This is a genomic window from Alteromonas sp. ABD4_190, from assembly GCF_056160105.1.
Map to the genome: position 1 here is coordinate 759072 of NZ_JBSWWN010000001.1, position 21655 is coordinate 780726.

Below are 21655 nucleotides of genomic sequence, written 5' to 3' on the forward strand. Positions count from 1 at the left end.
AAAACATCATTCAATGTAGCGATATAGCTACACCTTATACTAAAGATATCTTTCTTCTCACCTCTCATATTTTGCTGATACTTCACCCGTAAACTACGCTTTTATTGTGAGGTAGTGCATTTCGTTTTATGGCCTAAGTTAAAACAGTTTGCGCGAGGCCACCTTAGTTTGGAGTATGCACATGCAGATAGCCTCATCGGCAATACCGAATAAACTTTTACGAGACGATGTATCGCAAATTGTACCCATCTTTTCAGGCGGAGGTACCCGCTTGAGCGCCCATATCGGCATTATTAAAGCACTGCAGGATATGAATGTAGGCTTCGACACCTTAGTGGGTGTATCAGGTGGCTCTATTATCGCGTCACTTTATGCCAAAGGTTACACAGTAGAACAAATGCGAGAGCTCGCACTAGTTACTGATTTTAAACAATTTACTGAGTTTTCGCTGGTAAGGTTGCTTCGCGAAGGCGGGCTTTCATCTGGTGACGTGTTCCAACGATGGATTGACGAACAGTTGGAGGGCGCGGTGTTCGCCGACCTCCCTCTTGACCTACATATTCTGGCTACCGACGTAAACGGCGGCGGACCAGTTTTGTTCAACAAACAAACCTCTCCAGATATGAAGGTGTCAGAAGCAGTGCGATATTCTATGTCGATTCCGCTTATCTTCTCATTTAAGCCCTTTAAAGAGCACTTGCTAGTAGACGGCGCTATATTGTCTGAAGATGCGTTGTTTGAAGATTGGCGAGGCGATGGCACGCCATCAGTATGCTTCAGACTGCAAAGCACCGAACAAAAACGCAAGGCTATTAAAAAGAACTTACTTCAACTGCCGCAATACGTCAGCATGCTTATTCGCACGTTTATGACGGCAATATCCAGGGAGTATGTTAATGCGAAGTATTGGCACAATACGGTGGTGGTGAATACCGGAGAGATTTCCGCGGTAGATTTTTCGCTTACACCTGAAATTAAGAACACACTTTTTGAACTCGGTTATGCAACCACGAAAGAATTTTTGCCCAAAAAGTGTGCGGGGTTTATGAATAGCAGTGTAATTTAACCTTGTTTAAAAGCACTCATACGCCGCTAACGTTTACACTTTATAAAAATCGCGGTACCAGCTGACAAACGCTTTTACGCCTTTTTTAACATCGGTAGATGGCTGGTAACCGGTATCTGCAACTAGCGATGAAACATCAGCATAAGTATCTGGAACGTCGCCTGGCTGCATAGGAAGCAGGTTTTTCTGTGCTTCTATGCCCAACTCACTCTCTAAGGTTTCTATGAACGTTAATAAATGAACAGGCGTTTGCGCACCAATGTTATATACTCTGTAAGGTGCACGACTACTGCTAGGGTCTGAATTCGCTCCATCCCAGTCTTGGTTTGATTTCGCTACATTATCCAACGCACGAACCACGCCTTCAACAATATCGTCTATGTAAGTAAAATCTCGACGGTGGTTTCCGTAGTTGTAAACATCGATTGACTTGCCAGCCAAAATTGCCTTAGTAAATTTCATTGGGGCCATATCAGGTCGCCCCCAAGGCCCATAAACAGTAAAGAAACGCAAGCCAGTAGTAGGTAGATTGTACAAATGGCTATATGTATGGGCCATCAATTCGTTGGCTTTTTTACTTGCTGCGTAGAGCGAAACAGGATGATCTACATTATCTTTCTCTGAAAACGGCATTTTTTCATTTGCGCCGTAAACAGAGCTTGATGATGCATACACTAAATGTTGAACATTGTTGTGCCGACAGCCTTCTAGTACATTAACAAAACCCACGATATTGGCGTCTACATACGCATTCGGGTTTTCAATCGAATAACGCACCCCTGCTTGTGCAGCCAGATGAACAACTTTATCAAATTGTTGCTCTGAAAAGAGCGCTGCCATACCATCGCGATCTTCTACACCTAGCTTGATAAAGCTAAAGTTTACTGAGTTTTTGTGTGAACCTATAGCTTTCAACCTAGCTTCTTTCAGCGAAACATCGTAATAATCGTTAAGGTTATCAATTCCCACTACGACATCGCCACGCTCTAACAGTGATAATGCGACGTGAGAGCCGATGAATCCTGCAGCTCCAGTTACCAATACTTTCATCTTAAATCCTTAAAGACGCATATCTACTGCGTTTTTATCAAACATATACTTTAAATCGAAAATCACTGCATTTGGCTTACAAAGCGCTCGAAGCTCATCCTTGCTCCAAGACTTGAACTCACTATGGGCAACTGCTGCAATAACAGCATCGTACTTGCCTGTTACAGGCCTATCAATCAGCGAAAGACCGTATTCATGTTTCACTTCTTGTGGTTTTGCCCATGGGTCATAAATATCCAAATCAACTTGGTAGTTGCCAAGCTCTTCAGCGATATCGACTACTTTCGTGTTTCGGATGTCCGGGCAATTTTCTTTGAACGTGATTCCTAACAGCAGAATACTTGAGCCGTTGACCATAATCTGACGACTTAGCATATTTTTAACTAGTCGAGATACAACATATTCACCCATGCGATCATTCACGCGGCGCCCAGCTAAAATCACATCTGGATGATGGCCTAATGCTTCAGCTTTGTGAGTGAGATAATACGGATCAACTCCAATACAGTGGCCGCCCACTAGACCTGGTCTAAACGGTAAAAAGTTCCACTTGCTGCCAGCCGCATCAAGAACCTCTTCAGTATCAATCCCTACCCGAGCAAAAATCATGGCAAGTTCGTTTATCAATGCAATGTTTAGATCTCGCTGGGCGTTTTCTATAACCTTAGCCGCTTCAGCTACTTTAATTGAAGATGCTTTGTGCGTACCCGCGGTAATGATTGTTCGGTAAAGCGCATCAACTTTATCGGCAACTTCAGGTGTGCTTCCGGATGTTACTTTTACAATTGTTTCTAAACGGTTCTTTTTATCGCCAGGATTAATACGCTCTGGTGAGTAACCAGCAAAAAAGTCTTTATTAAAAGTAAGGCCCGATACTTCTTCAAGAATGGGAATACAGACTTCTTCCGTTGCCCCTGGGTAAACCGTTGACTCATAGATAACCGTCATGTTCGGCTGTAGAACGCTACCAATCATTCGACTCGCCTTCTGTAACGGAGTCATGTCTGGCTGCTTATTTTTGTCAATTGGTGTAGGGACCGTAACGATAACGAATTCGCAAGATTTAATATCTTGCGAATCGCTAGTAAAAGTAAGATTTGAAGCGTTAGTCAACTCTTCTTTTGTAACCTCTAGCGTATAGTCTTCACCGGCCTTCAATTCATCAACTCGTGATTGGTTTATGTCAAAACCAATCGTTTGAAAATATCTACCGAAAGAGACTGCTAGTGGCAACCCTACGTAGCCTAGACCAATTATTGCTATCTTCTTATTGTTATCCATGGAGCCCGTTGTATACCTTTAAATGTACCGTCCTAATGAACGAGATGTTGGCATATTTTGCCTTATTAACAAAGCGCTAATTTAAGGAAAGGAACCTGCATAAAGCTTGCTATAACGCAATGCCATGCTTAGCAGCTAATTCATATACTTCACTTACAGGTATAGCATAAGTTATGCCACTTGGTTTCTCGATTGCAGCTTCTTTGGTTTCTTTCACAAAGACTTTATTAACAATGGCAAAAACAGCCCCATTGCTTGATAAATACACTGGGCTTCCGCTGTTACCCGGATAAGCTGTTAAATCGAGTTGATAAATCATAGCCGGGGCCTCGGCGCGTGCTAAGAAGCGCTGAGATAACTGTGAGCTGTGTTGAGCCGGAATGACGTCTGGTGTGAATGCAGCAACAATTCCAGCATGAGTTGCAGGATACAATCCTAGAACCGCACCTATCGGAAAGCCGGTAATTGCCACGCTTGAGCCATCATCTATAACGTCGTTAGTAGCCACAAGTTTTAATGCCGGAAGCGCTGTTTCTAGCTCTACAATAGCGATGTCGCGATGCTTGCTTTTGAAAATCTGCTTAATTGGGAGAACTTTCGATGAAACCCCATGTGGAACAAAAACAACACGCTGAGACTTTATACCCTCTTCAAGTTTAGAGTCTATAACATGCTTGTTAGTTACAACGTATTTGCCGTTTCCAACGACAAAGCCTGTGCCCTGTAGTTGATTACTTACTGTCGCTAACGGAGCGTGCACACCGACACCGACCACTGAAGGCTTTACGTCTTTTACTACGTCAACAAACCCTTTTTCCGAAGCAGCTATCGTAACAAAAGGAAATAAAAGTAAAAAATAAAGAAAGTAACGTCGCATAGGGCAAAGACTTGAGTTTTTAATTTTACTGAATTGTAACTAAATTACGCTTTAAGACCAGTTTGAACTTCAACTATATTTTTAAACTCAAGCGATTGCAAAGTGTCACAAAACCTGTGCTATATTAAAATATCTAAAGCCTGTTGCATAATTTATAAAAAAAGGTTAACCAGTGAATTCAGACGACTCAAAAAAACCTGAAGCAAAGCCGTTTTCTATGGTTAAACCTATTAATTCGGTTGTCAGTCGAGTCAAAAAGGCAATGTCTGGCTATAGCAAGTTAAAAGAAGCTAAACAAATTTCTAAACACTTTTCCGATTACTTGAGTCCAGTCGTTGCCGCTTCCGAAGAAAACAAATTAACTGTATATAATATAAGACACCAAGTTTATTGTGAGGAACTTGCTTTTGAGCCTGTAAAACAAAACGAGCAAGAAAGAGATGAATTTGATGAATTTTCTATCCACGCAATGATTCAACATCTTCAAACAGGAAATTATGCTGGAACGGTAAGAGTAGTTCACCCTACAGACGAGTCTCAGCAACTTCCCATCGAAAAATATTGTTTGCATAGCATTACAGACGAAGCACTCAGGCCTTCAAATTTTTCACGCCATGATATCTGTGAGATTAGTAGGCTTGCCGTTCCAGAGAGATTTCGTCGAAGAAAGTCGGACTCCTTCGACGGAGCCGCAACCGGTGCGATAAACACTACATCTTATTCCGAGCAAGAATTGCGATGCTTTCCGTTTATCGCAATTGGCCTTTATATGTCTGCCGCGTCTATAGTAATAATGAAAAATATTCCACACACCTATGTGATGATGGAGCCAAGGCTTGCTCGCAGCATGAGTTTTTTAGGCATAAAATTCCATAAAATAGGCCCAACAGTTGATTATCACGGAATGCGAGCACCGTATTACATAAACCCGTCGTTGCTCATGGAAAGTCTGACACCAGCATTTAAAAAAATGTTACACGATATACAAGCCTCAATCGAATCACAAAAACATTTACTTGATAACGAAAGAGAATAGCATGTTTAAATATCACGACGCTTTTTCACGCAACATAGGCTGGGTTTCAGAATCTGAACAAGAGCAGTTGCGCAAAAAGTGCGTGGCAATCGCCGGTGCTGGCGGTGTTGGAAGCCTACATATGCTAACCTTAGCCAGGCTCGGAATTGGTAACTTTAAAATCTCTGACTTTGATGACTATGAAGTTCACAATTTCAACCGTCAGTTTGGCGCTACACTTTCAACTGTTGGCCACGGTAAAATGGAAACCATGGCAAAGATGGTTGCTGATATAAACCCAGAAGCATCTATCACAACGTTTGATGGTGGTATCAACGAAGGAAACGTTGACGATTTTCTGAGGAATGTCGACGTATACGTTGATAGCTTGGACTTTTTTGCACTGAATGCGCGTAAATTAGTTTTTCAAAGATGCTACGAGCTTCGCATCCCTGTAGTCACTGCTGCACCATTAGGAATGGGCTCAGCCTTACTCTGCTTTCTTCCTGACCAAATGTCGTTTGAAGACTATTTTCGCTTTGAAGCCAAAAAGAGTGAAGAAGAGCAACTTATTCAATTTCTAATTGGACTCTCTCCAGCCATGCTACAACGAACTTATCTCGCTGACCAAACACGTGTAAGTTTTAAACAGCAAAAAGGACCTTCAACTGTTATGGCTGTTAACTTATGTGCGGGTATTGCGGGAACTTATGTTCTAAAGATTTTACTGGGGCGCGGTGAGGTGTTGGCCGCTCCTTACGGTTTGCATTTTGACGCTTACCGCAACAAGCTAGTAAAAACCTGGAGGCCGTTCGGCAACGCCGGGGTACTTCAGAGGATTATGTTCAAAGTGGCGAAAAAAATTGTTTCAGAAACGTAAAGTTTTACTGTCAGCAATTTTAACAACTTCTACCTCTCCCATTTTCAAAAGTTTATTTTTTAACCTATTTTCATGAGGTTAAAAAGATGGCACACCGAATGCACTTCTGGTTTGACTGAACAATGATGTCACGTTTTACCCAAGGAATCATTATGAAAAAATTAAAGTTAGTAGTTGCATCTATCGCATTAAGCGTTTCGGGCGCGTCGTCCGCACTGCCTCTAATTGAAGAATGGGGGTTTGTTAATGAAGCTGGTTTCGATGACCCGACACCAGATGGGGCAATCATCGAGTCTGGCACCTCCACCGACCCAAGTGTGAATGGTGGAGTTTCTATTTTATCAACAGGTGCACTACCGAATAACATTTGTTGGGGTACTCCCTCACCAAATCAAAGCTGTTTAGGCATTTTTAGCCCTGTGTCTGAGATGTCTGAGCAAAGGTGGGATGAAGATGGAAATCTTGTTGACATAGTTGACGGTATGCCTGGCCCACAGGGCATGGCGACGACTGTTGACATCGGTGTAGCCAATTATTTTGATTTCTTTTCACAAGGTACTGCAATTCGTCACGAAAACTTCGCTATAACAGGAACCTTCCTTGACACTGTGAAGATAGTAGACGGGTTGAAGCTAACTTCAACCTCGCCAGGGCTATCTTTTACAGCTCCAGAGTTGGAGTTTATGATTGACTTCACAGAAACGCCTAACGGCAGTGCGGGCGACAGTTGTACATACGGTGACGATCCAGTGGGCACGCCAGGAAGCGTTAACGTAAACGGTTGTGCAGACGCATTTGCAATCGCTGGTTTTGCAGGCGGTAACGTTATTGCTCAATCTGTTGATTTTATTGACTTCGCGGTATCATTCGTTGTGAATACTGGTGGGCTTTACCACGAACATTATGAAATCATAACTCGCTTAAGCGGCTTGGAAGTTTTTGACGACGGTACAAAACAGGGCTTCCTTACACCAGAAGCAGGTGTAAGCGTGCTTGACGCGCAGTTTGTTATCCGCGCAATTGAAGCGCCAGAGCCTACATCTATAGCAATGTTCGGTCTTGGTCTTTTGGGTTTGGCTGGCTTTTCAAGAAAGAAAAACAAACAAGCTTAAAGGCAAACAACTTAAAAAACCCTCTCGAGATGTTTCTTGTGAGGGTTTTTTTTTATATGATTTCAAACAGATAAACGTGCGTGATTGGAAAAAGGCAAATTTGAAAAGTAGATACATTAAATACCTAACAACTTTAGTAAAACAGCCCCGTTTACTGTGTAACTACCGAAACATTGTTTTGCTCAGTCACATGCGTTCCAACTCAAGTCTGACAGGACATCTTATAGGCAGCCACCCTGAAATTAACGGCTACTATGAAATTCAGCAAGACTATCTCACAAACAGTGACTTTATGTTGCAAAAAATAAAGTATGCCATGGCTAATAATGTAAAGCCTAATAGCCGCTTTTTTTTCGACAAATTGTTACATAATGGTGTGAATATAGACTGTGATTTAATGATACAAAGGAATGCTATAGTATTCATATCGTTACGAGACGTGAATGCCACTATTCCAAGTATTGTAAAATTAGCGAAACGAGAAAACTGGCGCGAACAATCTGAAGAATACGCTACACGTTATTTATCAAGAAGGTTAGATGACTTAGCAAACTATGCTCAGCAGTTAAAAGGGAAATATGCTTACTTCGACGCCGACTTGCTGCGCGACAATAGTGAAGAAACCCTAAACTTTATAACCAACGTAGTTGGGCTAGAAACGCCAATCCCTTCTGAATACAATGTTCAATCACTCACGGGTATTGGCGGTGCCGGTGACACCTCTGATGCTATAAAGTCTGGTAAGATTATACCGAATCAAAGTATTTCAAAAGGTAACGCGTTCGTTTCCGACCTAGCAATTCAGGATAAGTTTAATGACGTGCGTGCGTTATTAATTAATAATAGCCACTCTAGTTTGACTTATTGATAAACTTTCTTGTGACAACTAATAAGAAGTAATGATGTCTCAGCTTCACAATAGCTCCACTAAATCTGCTGTTTTGTTCATGTTTCATTGTTCTGATGACGCAGGTTTTGCTATATCCAAATTACAGCAAGTTTTTCACAAGGCGGCTTTGCACGCGGGAAGATCAGAAGAACACATATTATTCAGTTATAAAAATGTGTCGGTAAATCAATGCAACAAGTATCAAATTGATTACGAGCTAACGTCAGACTTAGAAAACCTACAGCAGCTAGTGAAAAAACATAACGTTAGAACGGTATTAGCGTTTGATTTGAATTTCCCCTCGCCAATAGCTGCGACACTGCGAAACAGCGGCGTTAGTAACATTGTGTCTTATTGGGGGGCATCAATAAGCGGCCTGCAACCTTGGTGGAAGTTAATCTTAAAACGGTTAGATTGGATATTACGCAAACGCTATGCAGCCGATCATTTTATCTTCGAATCAGAGGCTATGAGGCTTACCGCTACCCATGGTCGTGGCATTCCCGAAAAACACACGTCAGTTATTCATTTAGGTGTTGATACTAATACTTACCTTCCTGTAAACGGCAAGAAGTCATTATTAGCAGAATTTGGTATAGCTGACTCAGACATTATTGTTTTTTATTCTGGTCACTTCGAAGAACGCAAAGGCGTTCGTACCATTGTAAAGGCAGCGAATGAATTAGCACTGCGCGACAATATTGATGGCATCCATTTTTTATTGTGTGGAAATAAAGGTAATGAAGCCAACACCTATAAACAAGAATTAACGAATGATAAAGCAAGGCAAAGAGTGATATTCGCAGGATATAGAGATGACGTACCTCACTTGATGCGAAATAGTGATATTGGTGTTATTGCATCAACAGGGTGGGATTCGTTTACCCGATCAAGTGTTGAAATGTTAAGTTCGGGTTTGCCACTCATTGTTTCTAAACTTGGCGGCTTACCAGAATCGACCCAGCATGGTGTGACCGGATTTCACATTACGCCCGGTAACTATACCGAGCTGGCAAATAGAATATTAGAATTAAAAAATTCGAATGAACTGCGGTCTAAATTCGCTCATAACGCTCGTTCATTGGTACAAGAGCAATTCACCGAGCAAAAGCAAATAAACGCTATTGCGGAATTAATACAAATAAGTAAATAGAGACTAGCATGTTAGATAACTTTAAATCGCTGTTAAGAATGCTTGATAGCATGCAAAAAGCAAAACTCGTTACATTGCAAATTCTATTTTTTGTGTCAGCAATTCTACAAATTGGTAGTATTGGATCGATTGCACCGTTTATCGCACTTCTATCTAGTGAAGATTATTTGACCTCAAATAAAGCGTTTAAGTTTGCCTATGAGTTCCTCGGTGAACCGGGATACTACAACTTTATTATTTATTACTCTGTGCTGGTTTGTATCGTGATATTGGTCGCGAATCTGAGTGCGTCATTTGTACTATGGTTATCGACTAAATACTCTATTGATGTGGGTAGCGAATTGCAAAGTCGACTTTACACTTCATACTTACGCAATGATTACATCTTCTTTTTGCGCGAGAATTCGAGTCATTTAATCTCAAATATTACAATGCAAATTCCTCGGATGGTTTACAACGTTTTACAGCAGTTCTTATTGTTGGTATCGCAACTGCTCATTTTGATTTTAATCGTTCTGGCCTTGATAGTCGTTAACCCGATACTTGCTCTCATTGCGGCAGTGATAGTTACCGCTGTGTATGGCTTAATCTTCGCGACAGTTCGCCAGAAAACAGTAGCCTCTGGTTCAATTGTTACAAAAGTGAATCGCAAAAAACTCGAACTTTTACACGAGAGTATTCGGGGGATTAGAGAAATAAAGCTACTTGGAGTAGAGCCTTGGTATTCTAATGAAGTAAACCAAACGACTAAGCGCGGACTTTCTGCGGCAGCCTTTATCGCCTTAGCTGGAGATTTACCCCGCTTTATTGTAGAAACAGTGATCTTTTCCGCCATCATAGTACTCGGTATTTATTTAATTTCTACAGCTGATAACAAGGAGCAAGTGGTCACTACACTGAGTTTCTATGCCATGGCTGGATATAAACTACTACCAGCAGCGCAAACTATATACAAATCACTGACATTGGTTAAAGCCAACGGTGGTGTTATACCCGAAATTGAAGACGAGCTTGCGAAAGCAAGCAAAAATGCGCGAGCGTTTTCCGATGAATCAGAACTTCCCCCCATGTTTACTGATGAACCTTTGCGTGAAGTAATTCTAAAAAATGTAAACTATCGGTACCCAGAAACTGATAATGATGTTTTAAGTAATATCAACCTGCGCCTTAACGGTAATTCTTTAGTTGCTTTTGTCGGTGGCAGCGGTGCAGGTAAAACAACGGTAGCCAATATAGTTGCAGGTTTAATTACCGCAACGGAAGGTGAAGTACTTGTTAATCAGCAAGCTATAAATGTTGATAATCGCATAATGTGGCAGCGCAACATTGGTTATGTTCCGCAGTCGGTATTTGTGCTGGACGATACTGTTTTGAAAAACATTTGCTTTGGCGCTAAAAATAGAAATGTGGATCTCCAACGGGCTAAACTAGCGGCGAAGAAAGCAAATATACACGACTTCATAATGTCGCAGCCCGAGGGGTACGACTTCCGAGTAGGAGAAAATGGCGACAGGCTAAGCGGAGGGCAGCGACAGCGCCTAGCTATTGCTCGCGCATTGTACAACAACCCTAAAGTCCTTATTCTAGATGAAGCAACCAGTGCGCTAGATAACATCACCGAACGCGCTGTGTTAAAAGAAATAACCTTATTAGCCGAAGATATGTTGGTTATTATGATTGCTCACCGGCTGTCTACAATAGAGAATTGTGATGAAATATTCCTTATGGATTCAGGGCAGATAACCCAATCAGGCACGTATAGTGAGCTTTTAGAGCAGTCAGAATACTTCAGAGAGTTAGCGATTGGGGAAATGTCTAATGAGCAAACCAGCGAACAGTAACCTGCTAATTTCAATTGTTCTTTGCACATACAACAATGCTGATTCGCTGTATAAAACGCTACAGGACATTGCAGCTAATGTCGTTGATAGTGGCTTAGTTGAACTTATTGTTATAAACAACAATTCACCAGATCATACAGCTCAGGTGGTACAAGAACTAAAGCCAACTTTCAAGTTTCCGTGTCGATATTATGTTGAAAGCAATCAAGGGTTGTCACATGCAAGGAACCTAGGCCTAGCCAAAGCACAGGGGGAATATATTCTTTTCACCGACGACGATGCAATTATTAACAACAATTGGCTATCGATCTATATTGATAAGATTCATAAGTTAAGTCCTGACTGCATCTTCAGTAAGATCATTGTCGACTGGCAAGGGCGTAAACCTGAATGGTTTCTCCCAAATTATACCCCTTTCTTTGCCGCAATCGATTATGGAGAAGAAGAGTTACAAATTACCGACAGGGAACATGAGTTTTACGGTAAGAACTTTTGTATACGACAACAACTTCTCCACGATTTTGGCGGTTTCGACCCAAGGTTAGGGCGCTGTGGCGACAAATTAGTTGCAGGTGAAGAAACTATTATTTACTCAAAGTTAATCAATAGTAAGGCTAAAGTCATCTATACGCCTAACGCCGGAGTTTTACACCGACTGAAAGAACGTGAATTTCAGTTCGATAACATTAAAAAAATGTTTGTCGATTCGGCCTATACGGTTTTTAATCTGTCGAAATTGTCTTCTGGCAAAAAGTTATTTAACCGCCCTACTTATCCTTTAAAAGTAGCAGTTGAGGATTTTTTTGAAAGCGTTTCGGCTTTCATCAAAGGGTCAATAACTGACGATAGCAACCTGCTTCGCTATGCTTTATTAAAGATACTTAAAGCTAAAGAATTGATTTCGGTATGGTGCAAGAACCCATAGAATCAATCTGATAAACATTTTTGTTTATTTTATAAAAAACTTTATTGGATACTCAACATGTCAAACATACCAAAAGTTATTTGGAGTTTCTGGGAGCAAGGTTGGGACAGTGCGCCTCCTATCGCGTTAAAATCTGTCGATTCTTGGAAAATGAATCAACCAGATTGGGAAGTCCGATTATTAGACAAGTCAAACTTGCATGAATACATTCCATTAGAGCAAGAGTTACCTGATTTTTGGGAAAGAAAACCTATACAAGGCCGAAGCGATTTAATTCGGATCAATTTATTGGTTAAGTATGGTGGCGTTTGGATAGACTCCAGCCTTTTTTTAACTCAACCATTCGAACAGTGGCTATTCCCCAGAATGAGAAATGGATTCTATGCATTTTCTAGACCTGGACCAGATCGAATGTTAACGAGCGGTTTTCTAGCAGCAACTCCTAATCATTACTTGTGTAAGCAATGGCGAGACGCGAGTCATCAATATTGGCAAGATAGAAGTTTCGCAACAGACTACTTTTGGTTTCACTATTGTTTTGAGCATCTATATTCAGAAGATACAAGATTCAGAGCTATATGGGACGAGGTTGAATCCATCAGTTCGGATACGATTCACCTTCTCGTTCACCGTCTTGTAGCTAAGGAGAAATTTAATAAACTTCCCTTCTTTAATGACTCGGGGCCAGTATTTGGTAAGGCGTTTGGGCCATGGCGCTTTGAGTCTCTTGCTCGATTTCTGAAGCGACTTGGCCTATTCAAAAAGCGAAACGATCTTGCACAACAAATATCGAACAAATTAGTATATTACATGCGCCGACTTGGTGTTGCTGAGCGAGTAGTATGGTCTTCAAGGATGCCTTCTGACATCCAGCAAAGAGTTGAAAACAAAGAGGATCCGATTTATAAATTGGACTACTATGCTAAACACCAAGCAATCGAGGTTGGCGGTGTTATGCACAAGTTATATTCTCGTCTTACCTCTTAGAAAGAAATTTATAGGGTAGATCTGTGCGGAAATGGACAAACATCGAGTAACCGCTTCGCCACAGTTCGGGTGTCATACACGTTTTTAGTTGATTGGATATAAGCGCACATATCATCGACTCCCATCCTATGGGCATTGTTCAAACACACGGGGTTGAACTCACCTACCGACGCGTAGTGATCCTTAAATTTAATTCCGTCACCTCCTAATTTAGAGTCGAACGATGCCCACGCTGAAGGGATGTCGTATGCATTGGATAGAATCAAACCGTGCAGGGAACTACTCAAAATCATTTCACACTCTAGCATAGTGTCGATTATCTCTTCGATTGGGTACCTGACATCGATCACCTTCACACCATCCTCACTGAACAGCTGCGTAATTCGATGGAAGTCGGTAAAATGAGGAATAACCCCCAAACGATACTTCTTCTTAACCGTCGGCTGGTAGAGCAAGGGCAAAACAAGCCCTGGATCGCCATAGGTTTCAGGGCATGTAATACCTAACTGAGTACAACGTTCATGCGAATAAGGCCCTCGCACAGCAGTTATCTCATAGGGTTTTGGAAATTCAACAGTTCTGCTAATAATACCTGAGCCCCAAACAATGCAATTTTCTTTTGCTAACGACAATATGCTGCCTGCCCCCATAAAAACGGTACTCAATTCAAAGGATGAGGGTGATTTAAACCAAGCATCTTGATTCGCTAGTTTCTTGTAGATATAAGGGCCTAACCAGTCGCCAAAGTTAAATGGGTAATACACCGACCAAAAAAGAAATCTATCATTTTGTTTCCGAAGTGGTTTTAATGCTGCGCTAATACTTGAAGCTATTTGCTCTTTCACTTATTCACCTGAAACCATTTTTATTAAGTCACTCCAACCGTTTTGGCCAAAACACTTCACTGTACAATTTATACTTATCAATAACATTGCCATAAAACTCTGCACCAGCAATTGTATGATGCCCATAATCGTAAAAGAGCTTAGTCCCATCTGAACTTATCGCAATGCACAAATCTTCGGGACAGACATACTTTAAGCGATCTAACACCGAGACCTGGTTAAGGCTCTTCGCAAGCTGACGCAATTTATTATTTTTTGCCTCTTCAGCGCTATTATAACGCCGAGAATTAAAATCATCAGTATAGGCTTTGTTTACCGCCAAAATGAATTCTTGAGCTTTGTGATGTTCTTTACCTCGCTCAATTAACACTAAATCCGCTAAGTTATATTCGCCAGTTTCAGAATCTGTAAAGCTGTGAATTTGCTCAACTAATACAACCCGTTTACCGTCACGGATTAAGCGCTCAAGAACCACAGGAAGTAACTTTAAGTCGTTATCGCTGTACTTCGATGCGAATAAAACTAGATTCGCCCGCTGATAATTAGGCGATGCGTAGAACGCGTCTTTAATATCTTCTATCTGAATACCGTAACGACTTAATGCGAAACGAGAGGCAATAGACTTCGCATTATATAAAACATTAAACATATCTTTTGCATGAGAGTTACCAACTATGAGTAAGTGTTCATTCGCTTCGCTGCCCACAGACCAAGCTCGTTTATCGAACCTGTTATCGACAACTGCATAACCGGGATCTGAAGATATTTCTCTTAGGATTTGCCAACTTTGTTGCTGTAACTTTTTATTGTCTAGTTGGTAGCGCTCTAACTGCAATTTATCCAGGTGCTGCTGCAGCACCTCTATATGCGCAATTTTACGCTGTGGATAGCCGTCTGTGAAATGAATCGCGAACCCAATCGCGGCAATGGCAAACAAGCCCATTAGTGAAAATATGAAAATTTGAGTGCGACTTGTTTTATGTTTATCTCTGAACGGTTTTTCTACCCAACGCCAGCTGATATAGGCCAATAAAAAAGTGACAACACAGAATACTAATGCGTGCACAACGGGTAATTCGCCATAAAGCCTATGACGCACGAGTGCAAACAATGGCTGATGCCACAAATAAGCACTATATGATACCAACCCAATAGATACTAAAGCGCGATTACTCAAAACACTATAAATAAAAGTACCGGGCGTTGTGTACAAGATTATTAAACATGTACCAAGGGTTGGTGCTAATGCAAAACGCCCAGGAAACGGTGTTTCCTTGTTGAATAAAACAATACTCGCAACAATTAATAGAAGACCAGTGAGACTTAGGAACTGATTAACATAGAGGTTTGCACTGTGACTGTGGTGGTACAGATAAAATGCAGTAAACGAGCCTAACAAAAGTTCCCATGCGCGAGATGGTAACAGATAAAAATTTGTCGATGGCGCCGAATGGGAAAGATGTTCAGAAAGAATGAAACTAGTTATCGCAATAACAACTAAACCTAAAATTGCTTTGCGTTTCGCCGTTAACCACAATGCCATCATGATCAGTGGAAAGGCAATGTAATACTGTTCTTCTACCGCCAATGACCACGTATGTAGAAGAGGTTTAAGTTCAGATACTGTTGCAAAGTAGTTACTATTAATCCAAAAAAAAATATTAGATGCAAACGTTGCAACAGCAACTAAACTTTGACCAAACTCAAGCAAATCGTTTTGTCGAAGCCATAGCCACGCAAATGGTAAACAAGCTGATAATACAAAAAATAAAGCGGGCAAAATTCTTCTAGCCCTACGCTCATAAAACTCAACTAAACTGAACGAGCCTCTATCTAGTTCTTTAATAATTATCGAAGTAATTAAATAGCCGCTGATGACAAAAAAAATATCAACGCCAACAAATCCACCCGAGAAGCCTTGGAACCCAGCATGAAAAAGAATCACAGGGACAACTGCTAGTGCACGGAGGCCATCGATTTCTGGGCGATACTTCATTTTAGACGCGTTCACTTATTGGTTGTGCTGGTAACTTTTTGGTATATTTCAAACAATTTTTCAGCGTAGGATTCTGCACTTAATGTACCCGTTAGCGCCATGCCATTGGTAACAAATAGCTGTTGAAGTTCCGGTGACCGCGCTATCGTAAGTATTTTGCTCGCTAAATCACTTGGGTTCAGAGGGTCGGCTATCAATCCATTTTCGCCATCTCTAACCAGTTCAGGGCCGGCGCCGTAACAAGACGCTACTATGGGAACCCGATTAAGCATTGCTTCAGTGATCACCAAACCAAAGGGCTCAGGTTCGATAGAACAATGCACGACAAGATCGCACAACTGGTAATATAAATCAGTCTCTTTCGTGTAACCTATGAACTGTACAATGTCAGCTAAGTTTTTTTTCACTACTTTATCAACCAAGCATTCCTTATAACCACCAAACTCAGAATCGTCGCCAATCATCAGTAGTTTAACATTAGGAAGAGCGTTAGCGACTATTTCAATTGCGTCAATACATTCAGCTTGGCCTTTCCAGTTAATTAAGCGTCCAAAAACACATATTACATAGCAACTTTGCAGCCCGAGTTCACTGCGTTTTTCAGCTAGTGCATGATCGTCGTATTGCTGAACGGCTTGTTGTACCGGATTTAACAACGTTGAAATTTTATCCTCAGCTATCCACCCGTGCGCCATTACGGTTTTATAGACGAAATTAGAAATAGAGATGTAATGAGCGCATTTTTGCAATGAATACCGAGTCATGCGGCTGTTGTCGTAAAAACAACCATGGAAATGCCAAACTATAGGTACGTTCAACCGCCTGGCAACACCATTACTGTCTAAACAATTATTATTGTGTATGACCTCAATATTCTTAGACTTTATGATTCTTGCAACATTACGCCGATAAGTGGAATTTTTGATCCATTCATAAATGGAAAAGCACCGTGACCATAGCGTGCGTGCTATTTTACTTTTGAAAGACTTAATTTTTGCATTGAAATCCAACCTATGTTTATAGGTAACCCCTTTTTGTAATTGGATAACTTCTGTGGTAGGTGAAAAATGATGCAAAATCAGCTCTGGATTAACGGGGGTGACAATAGTACACGTATGCCCCATAGCTTCTAGAGCGCGTGACGCACGGGCAGCAACCACCAGCGAACCACCGAACGAAAGGCCAATATCTATAAACAGAATCTGCAAAGGCTGCATGAGTTTACAACTTCCAAATATCAGACATATCTCTCTCAAGCATTAAAGAGGTTCGTTTGATGATATCTTCGTAGGCCTCTCGTTGCTGTTGCAGGGTTGCAGTAATAAACTGCTCTTGTGATGCAGGATCCACTTCTTTTATAGCTAACCCACGTAACTTCGATTTCACTGATTTGGGTATAACTTTAGCAAGAACCGACCACAGACCGGAATATGACAACTTGTGCATTAACCCATTACCTGCCGCTGACATCACTTTTTCTGGTCTTGTGTTGAGTTTGTTCTCAACCACTGAGTAATCGAACTCTGCAGTTAAATTCAAAAACGCGAAGATTTTATTTAGCTCAGCTTTGGGGTCTGCAATTAAGTCTTCAAAAATAGTGAAATGGATATTGTTACGCCCAAACAAACCAATAAATGGTTCGATTTGCATTGGATAATCAGAAAATGACTTATAACCTTCAAATTCCGCAAATGCTATGTCAAAGTTTTTTGTTTGACCATCGGTGACTTGAGGACGTCTTGTATGCCAATAGTGACTAATAGTTCGTTTCCAGGGGTTACGAAGTACATAGATGATTTTGGCTTCTGGAGAAAAATCCTTAATTCGCTCAGTCACTCTTTCATACTGAGGAATTTTAGCGTAATCCGTCGAGCCCTCTCCTACATACAAATGCGCTTCATTAGCCCCGGCAAACAATTCTAAATAAGCCAGCCATTCGTCCTCAGAGCGATTCGACAGCTTAAAAAAACCCGGTTCTTTAGGCTCACTCATAAACATTTGCGGATGAGTACTTAAGTAATGGTGAAGCGATGTAGTTCCCGACTTCATAGCACCAATAATAAAAAGATTAGGCTTTTTCACTATACTGTTTGCCTTTCTGACATTTATATTTTCCTTTTCGATTACACCAGTCTGCCCTCTAGGGTAAGAAGGTAGGTTTACTATCCCACAATTGCCAGCCCAACAAATAGAAATCGGTCTGCTCGTTATAGCCGCTGTTTGACCAGCCCATTACATAGCCCTTATCAAAGGAATTGTTTACTTCATCAAATACAAGTAGCGTCATATTACTAAAAATTAACGCCCACTCTTCGCCCTCAACACGTTTCCAAATTCGGTAGCCACCTGTTTTATCTTGAATATGAGCCGAGCGTTTTCGCTCAACAACAAATTCCACAACCTTGCCATTGTCTGCGGGGTCAAAACATATGGCTTTTTGATTGTCATTAATCTTATTTTTAATATAACCGATACCCTCATGCGAGCCAGAACGGTTGATTGTTGGGCGACAGTATGACACGCCTAATTCACCGCCAAAACCTGGTGGAATGGCTTTAGTTTCTAATGTCATACCCGCATTGGAGTACTGCCCTTGCCACTGAGTCGATAGCTTATTGTTTGATGGCTGCCCCTTGCTATCAATAGGCTCAAACGACACGCCGCTGCGCTGATTTGTTATTATCCGCCCAGCGCCCCAGTTTTGATCATAACGATGTTCATTGTCCGCAATGAATAAACGCTCCCCATCAAGTTTAGCGACTATCCCTCGAACCCCTTTATCTGTTATAACTTTATCACCAGGCAGCCACTCATTTCTGCTCAGTGCGTATGGCGCAATGAGGAGGACAGATTCTCTGTGGTAGAAGTTTACAGGTTGGCGAAAGACTAAATACTCCCAGCTATGCTCAAGAGGCTGGTAAATGGTATATCTAAATTCGCTGGTTGAGTCCCGATCAATATCTGTAGCTTTATACCTAAACCTTACGCCTTGCAATTCAGAGTTGGGAACTTGAACTATACCGCCGTGGCTACCTGACCAATCAACCACTCCTTCATTGACTTCAAATAAGTTGTTTACTTGAAAGTCAATGGCAGTCAAAGGAGTGGAAGATGCAGTTTTAGGCGTTGATGTTTCACATTCATGCCCGTGAACATATGCGGCAGTAACAAGCAGTGCAGTCGCAGCAAGTAGATAGTTTAGCCTAGTTGGCTTGCGTAATTTTTTTGGCATAATTTTTTGAAATAACATTAGAGTCGTACCTATTTTTTATAAGTGTACGTGCCTTACTACCAACACGCTCAGAGAAATTTACGTTGTCGATAATTGATGCTACAACAGAGCAAATTTGTTCAGCTGTTTCAGTTATGAACCCGCTTACACCATCTTCAACAGCTATCCCTTCAAATGCGATCTCGGTCCCAATAACAGGTAAACCGTGATTCATCGCATCAAGAACTTTTAACTTTGTTCCTCCCCCATCTCGCAAGGGGCATAAAAACGCTTGTGCGTTGGCATACATAAGTTCGATATCGTCTACGTAGCCATGTAGCTCTACAAAGTTGAAAGCGTTTGCTTTCTCTACAATTTCAGCCGAAGGATTTTTGCCTACAATATCAATGTGCACCTTTGCGCTCAGGGAGTTTAAACGTGGGCAGACCTCATCAAGCAGAAATAATATAGCATCTGTATTTGGGTACCAGTCTAAACCACCTACAAACAATAAGCGACCTACGGCTGGCTGTCGTTTCGGCGCTGGTAAGTAACTAACGCCGTTCGGCACAACCTCTATTGCTAGGCTGGGTTCAAGTTCCTTCAAGCTATGCTCATCTTTTTGGCTACAAACAATATGCGATTTGACTACTTGCATGTAGTAGCTGTCAAATTGCGCTATTTTTTTACTCTCAAGCTGATAATACAAACGCTTTAACCAGTTAGACTCTTTACTTGCTCTACGCGCCATCATAACGTGTTCGGCGTTATGGTGATTAACCGTGACTTTTGTACCGTGTTTCACCTCAGGGACCATTGCCATTAACCCCATCGTATCTACATGCACGTAGTCAAATGATTCAGAGCCTAGTGCTTTCAAGCGCGCTGCAAGTTTTGGCGAATGCAGCCAGCGTACCGAGTAAGGCTTGCGCGAAAATAGAGAAGTGAATGCTACTTGGAGCCTTGAGAAGCGGCTTTTCTCAGACGGCATTTCAAAAAATTCTATATTCACGCCTTGGCTCTGATAAAAGCTTTTTGCCTCTTTTAGCCCCGACTCTAAATCTTTAAAGTACGGTTTTATTAACCGTGGTTGTACCACACATAGAAGCGTTACGTCATGTTCTTGAACCACAGTGCTGAGTAACCCATGGGTTCTTATTAACAGTCCGCCTTTCGCTGGGTAAGGAACAAAATGATTTATCCAAAGCACGCGTTTTCTGGTGTTCGAATTTTTTCCTGTCATAAGAAGCTCTCAAAATACTGACGCTTTTTTAATTGTTCTGAAAATTTGCTGGTGTAGGTTAAGGAGTAGCTCAAATCATCAGCAAAGTATTTCTGCATTTCTTCGCCAATTAAGTTTTCAAGTTCAGGCGATGGCACACTCTCAAGCACAATATTGACGTGACCAAGCTTATGCTGTTCTACTTTGTAATTAACTAAAATATGATGTTCTAACGCTAAATTTTTAAACACATAGTAAAAGGTTAGCGCAGGATATTCTTTTGCATTCCCTTTGATAGAGGTACCCTTTCGGCCCAGTATTTCATCTAAAACTAGATGCTGTCGACCACAAGAACACATGTCTTCGCTTAGCTTTACGCAATCTCCCAGTCGATAGCGGATAATCGGAAAAGACAACGAAGCCAGATTCGTCACTAAAATTTCACTATTATCATCAACTTCAACGATAACCGTTTCCATACAGATGTGTTGGCTGCCATGCGGGCATTCAAAAGCGATAAGGCCTGACTCAGCTGCGCCATACTCACTGATCATTTTTTTACCGAACGCTTTCTCGATATTCGGTTGATAAGCATCTAAAATCATCTCAGACGTACCCTTTACCATCTTTATGCCTTCAATTTTTAGGCCCAAGTCATTTACTTTCTTGGCTATCTGATAAATCATTGATGAATAGCCAGACAAAAATTTTGCCCCGTTCAATTGTTTAGCGAAATGACTTATTGAGGCATCGTCGTACCGAAATATACGCATGCGATTTTGCAACCAATCCAATACTTTAATTTTAAAGGCTTTGGTTTGGTCGATGTTATAGCCCCAAAAATAACCGTTCTTATCCCAAACATTTACGTTGTACCAAGCATAGCTGCGCATAACGTTGGCTCGGTTGGTCGAGTCCCACTCTTCATTTCGATAAAACGCCAAAGATTCCCCACTGGTTCCAGAGGTTTCCGCAAGCATTCGCTTCTTAAACGGAAAAGCGGTATGTATCTCGGCGTTGTGCGTAATAAGAGTAGACTTATCAATGGTTGGAAAACGTTTAAGATCATCCAAGGTTTGTATATCGCTAGGCAGTAAACCATGCGTTATCATTTGCTGCCGGTAGTAAGGGCTATATTGATACGCCAATTCAATGAGTTTTTTTAGTTTTTTCAACTGCAGCGCATGTAATTCGTCTCTAGATAGTGACTCAGTGCCCTTAAGTTCTTTGAGTATGCTACGCAGAGACGGGTTGCGCTTGCTAGCACCTAACCAAAATATTACTTTTGCAAATGGAGACCACATA

Annotated in this window: 19 protein-coding genes; 9 read left to right on the forward strand and 10 right to left on the reverse strand. The window is 41.3% G+C overall.

Annotated elements, in window-relative coordinates:
• Positions 1-181: 181 nt before the first annotated feature.
• Positions 182-1066: a patatin-like phospholipase family protein gene (locus ACXAFM_RS03420; protein WP_474833378.1), complete on the forward strand. Its 885-nt coding sequence runs from the start codon at positions 182-184 to the stop codon at positions 1064-1066.
• Between the two features lie 33 nt (positions 1067-1099).
• Here the strand turns inward: ACXAFM_RS03420 and ACXAFM_RS03425 are convergent, their stop codons facing one another.
• The 3 genes from ACXAFM_RS03425 to ACXAFM_RS03435 form a co-directional block, all read right to left on the reverse strand.
• Entirely contained in the window at positions 1100-2116 is a 1017-nt protein-coding gene (locus ACXAFM_RS03425) for an NAD-dependent epimerase (protein WP_474833380.1), read from the reverse strand.
• A 9-nt stretch (positions 2117-2125) separates the two neighbouring features.
• Positions 2126-3397 carry a Vi polysaccharide biosynthesis UDP-N-acetylglucosamine C-6 dehydrogenase TviB gene (gene tviB / locus ACXAFM_RS03430; protein WP_474833383.1) on the reverse strand — a complete coding sequence of 424 codons (1272 nt, stop codon included), beginning with the start codon at positions 3395-3397 and terminating at the stop codon, positions 2126-2128.
• Between the two features lie 109 nt (positions 3398-3506).
• Entirely contained in the window at positions 3507-4274 is a 768-nt protein-coding gene (locus ACXAFM_RS03435; protein WP_474833385.1) for a S1 family peptidase, read from the reverse strand.
• Between the two features lie 217 nt (positions 4275-4491).
• Here ACXAFM_RS03435 and ACXAFM_RS03440 point away from each other — a divergent pair, with 217 nt between their 5' ends.
• From ACXAFM_RS03440 to ACXAFM_RS03475, 8 genes are all read left to right on the forward strand, one after another.
• Positions 4492-5310, forward strand: coding sequence for a PEP-CTERM/exosortase system-associated acyltransferase (locus tag ACXAFM_RS03440; protein WP_474830498.1), 819 nt, complete (start codon positions 4492-4494; stop codon positions 5308-5310).
• 1 nt (position 5311) lies between these two features.
• The gene (locus ACXAFM_RS03445) at positions 5312-6169 is read left to right on the forward strand and encodes a ThiF family adenylyltransferase (protein ID WP_474826839.1); all 858 of its coding nucleotides are present in this window, start codon (positions 5312-5314) and stop codon (positions 6167-6169) included.
• Positions 6170-6321: 152 nt separating this feature from the next.
• Positions 6322-7281 (forward strand): THxN family PEP-CTERM protein, encoded by a 960-nt coding sequence (locus ACXAFM_RS03450; RefSeq protein ID WP_474826841.1) that lies wholly within the window; start codon positions 6322-6324, stop codon positions 7279-7281.
• Positions 7282-7471: 190 nt separating this feature from the next.
• On the forward strand, positions 7472-8149 hold the full coding sequence (locus ACXAFM_RS03455; protein WP_474826843.1) for a hypothetical protein: 678 nt from the start codon (positions 7472-7474) through the stop codon (positions 8147-8149).
• A 34-nt stretch (positions 8150-8183) separates the two neighbouring features.
• The gene (locus ACXAFM_RS03460) at positions 8184-9323 is read left to right on the forward strand and encodes a glycosyltransferase family 4 protein (RefSeq protein ID WP_474826845.1); all 1140 of its coding nucleotides are present in this window, start codon (positions 8184-8186) and stop codon (positions 9321-9323) included.
• A gap of 8 nt (positions 9324-9331) precedes the next feature.
• Positions 9332-11164, forward strand: coding sequence for an ABC transporter ATP-binding protein (locus ACXAFM_RS03465; protein ID WP_474826848.1), 1833 nt, complete (start codon positions 9332-9334; stop codon positions 11162-11164).
• Positions 11142-12089, forward strand: a complete 948-nt coding sequence (locus ACXAFM_RS03470; RefSeq protein ID WP_474826853.1) for a glycosyltransferase family 2 protein — start codon at positions 11142-11144, stop codon at positions 12087-12089. Before ACXAFM_RS03465 ends, ACXAFM_RS03470 begins: the two co-directional genes overlap by 23 nt.
• Positions 12090-12146: 57 nt before the next feature.
• Positions 12147-13076, forward strand: coding sequence for a capsular polysaccharide synthesis protein (locus ACXAFM_RS03475; protein WP_474826857.1), 930 nt, complete (start codon positions 12147-12149; stop codon positions 13074-13076).
• Positions 13077-13084: 8 nt separating this feature from the next.
• Here ACXAFM_RS03475 and ACXAFM_RS03480 read toward each other — a convergent pair whose 3' ends face one another.
• Genes ACXAFM_RS03480 through ACXAFM_RS03510 form a run of 7 tightly spaced genes read right to left on the reverse strand, consistent with a single transcriptional unit; the run spans position 13085 to position 21654 of the window.
• On the reverse strand, positions 13085-13921 hold the full coding sequence (locus tag ACXAFM_RS03480) for a polysaccharide pyruvyl transferase family protein (RefSeq protein WP_474826860.1): 837 nt from the start codon (positions 13919-13921) through the stop codon (positions 13085-13087).
• A 28-nt stretch (positions 13922-13949) separates the two neighbouring features.
• On the reverse strand, positions 13950-15917 hold the full coding sequence (locus ACXAFM_RS03485; protein ID WP_474826865.1) for an acyltransferase family protein: 1968 nt from the start codon (positions 15915-15917) through the stop codon (positions 13950-13952).
• Positions 15918-15928: 11 nt separating this feature from the next.
• On the reverse strand, positions 15929-17134 hold the full coding sequence (locus ACXAFM_RS03490) for a glycosyltransferase family 4 protein (RefSeq protein WP_474826869.1): 1206 nt from the start codon (positions 17132-17134) through the stop codon (positions 15929-15931).
• A gap of 4 nt (positions 17135-17138) precedes the next feature.
• The gene (locus ACXAFM_RS03495; protein WP_474826871.1) at positions 17139-17999 is read right to left on the reverse strand and encodes a sulfotransferase family protein; all 861 of its coding nucleotides are present in this window, start codon (positions 17997-17999) and stop codon (positions 17139-17141) included.
• A 58-nt stretch (positions 18000-18057) separates the two neighbouring features.
• Complete coding sequence (locus tag ACXAFM_RS03500) at positions 18058-19167, reverse strand: hypothetical protein (protein ID WP_474826875.1); 1110 nt, start codon at positions 19165-19167, stop codon at positions 18058-18060.
• Complete coding sequence (locus ACXAFM_RS03505) at positions 19121-20371, reverse strand: glycosyltransferase family 4 protein (RefSeq protein ID WP_474826877.1); 1251 nt, start codon at positions 20369-20371, stop codon at positions 19121-19123. Before ACXAFM_RS03505 ends, ACXAFM_RS03500 begins: the two co-directional genes overlap by 47 nt.
• Positions 20368-21654 carry a phenylacetate--CoA ligase family protein gene (locus ACXAFM_RS03510; RefSeq protein WP_474826879.1) on the reverse strand — a complete coding sequence of 429 codons (1287 nt, stop codon included), beginning with the start codon at positions 21652-21654 and terminating at the stop codon, positions 20368-20370. The genes ACXAFM_RS03505 and ACXAFM_RS03510 overlap by 4 nt, the downstream gene beginning before the upstream one ends.
• Between the last annotated feature and the right edge of the window lies 1 nt (position 21655).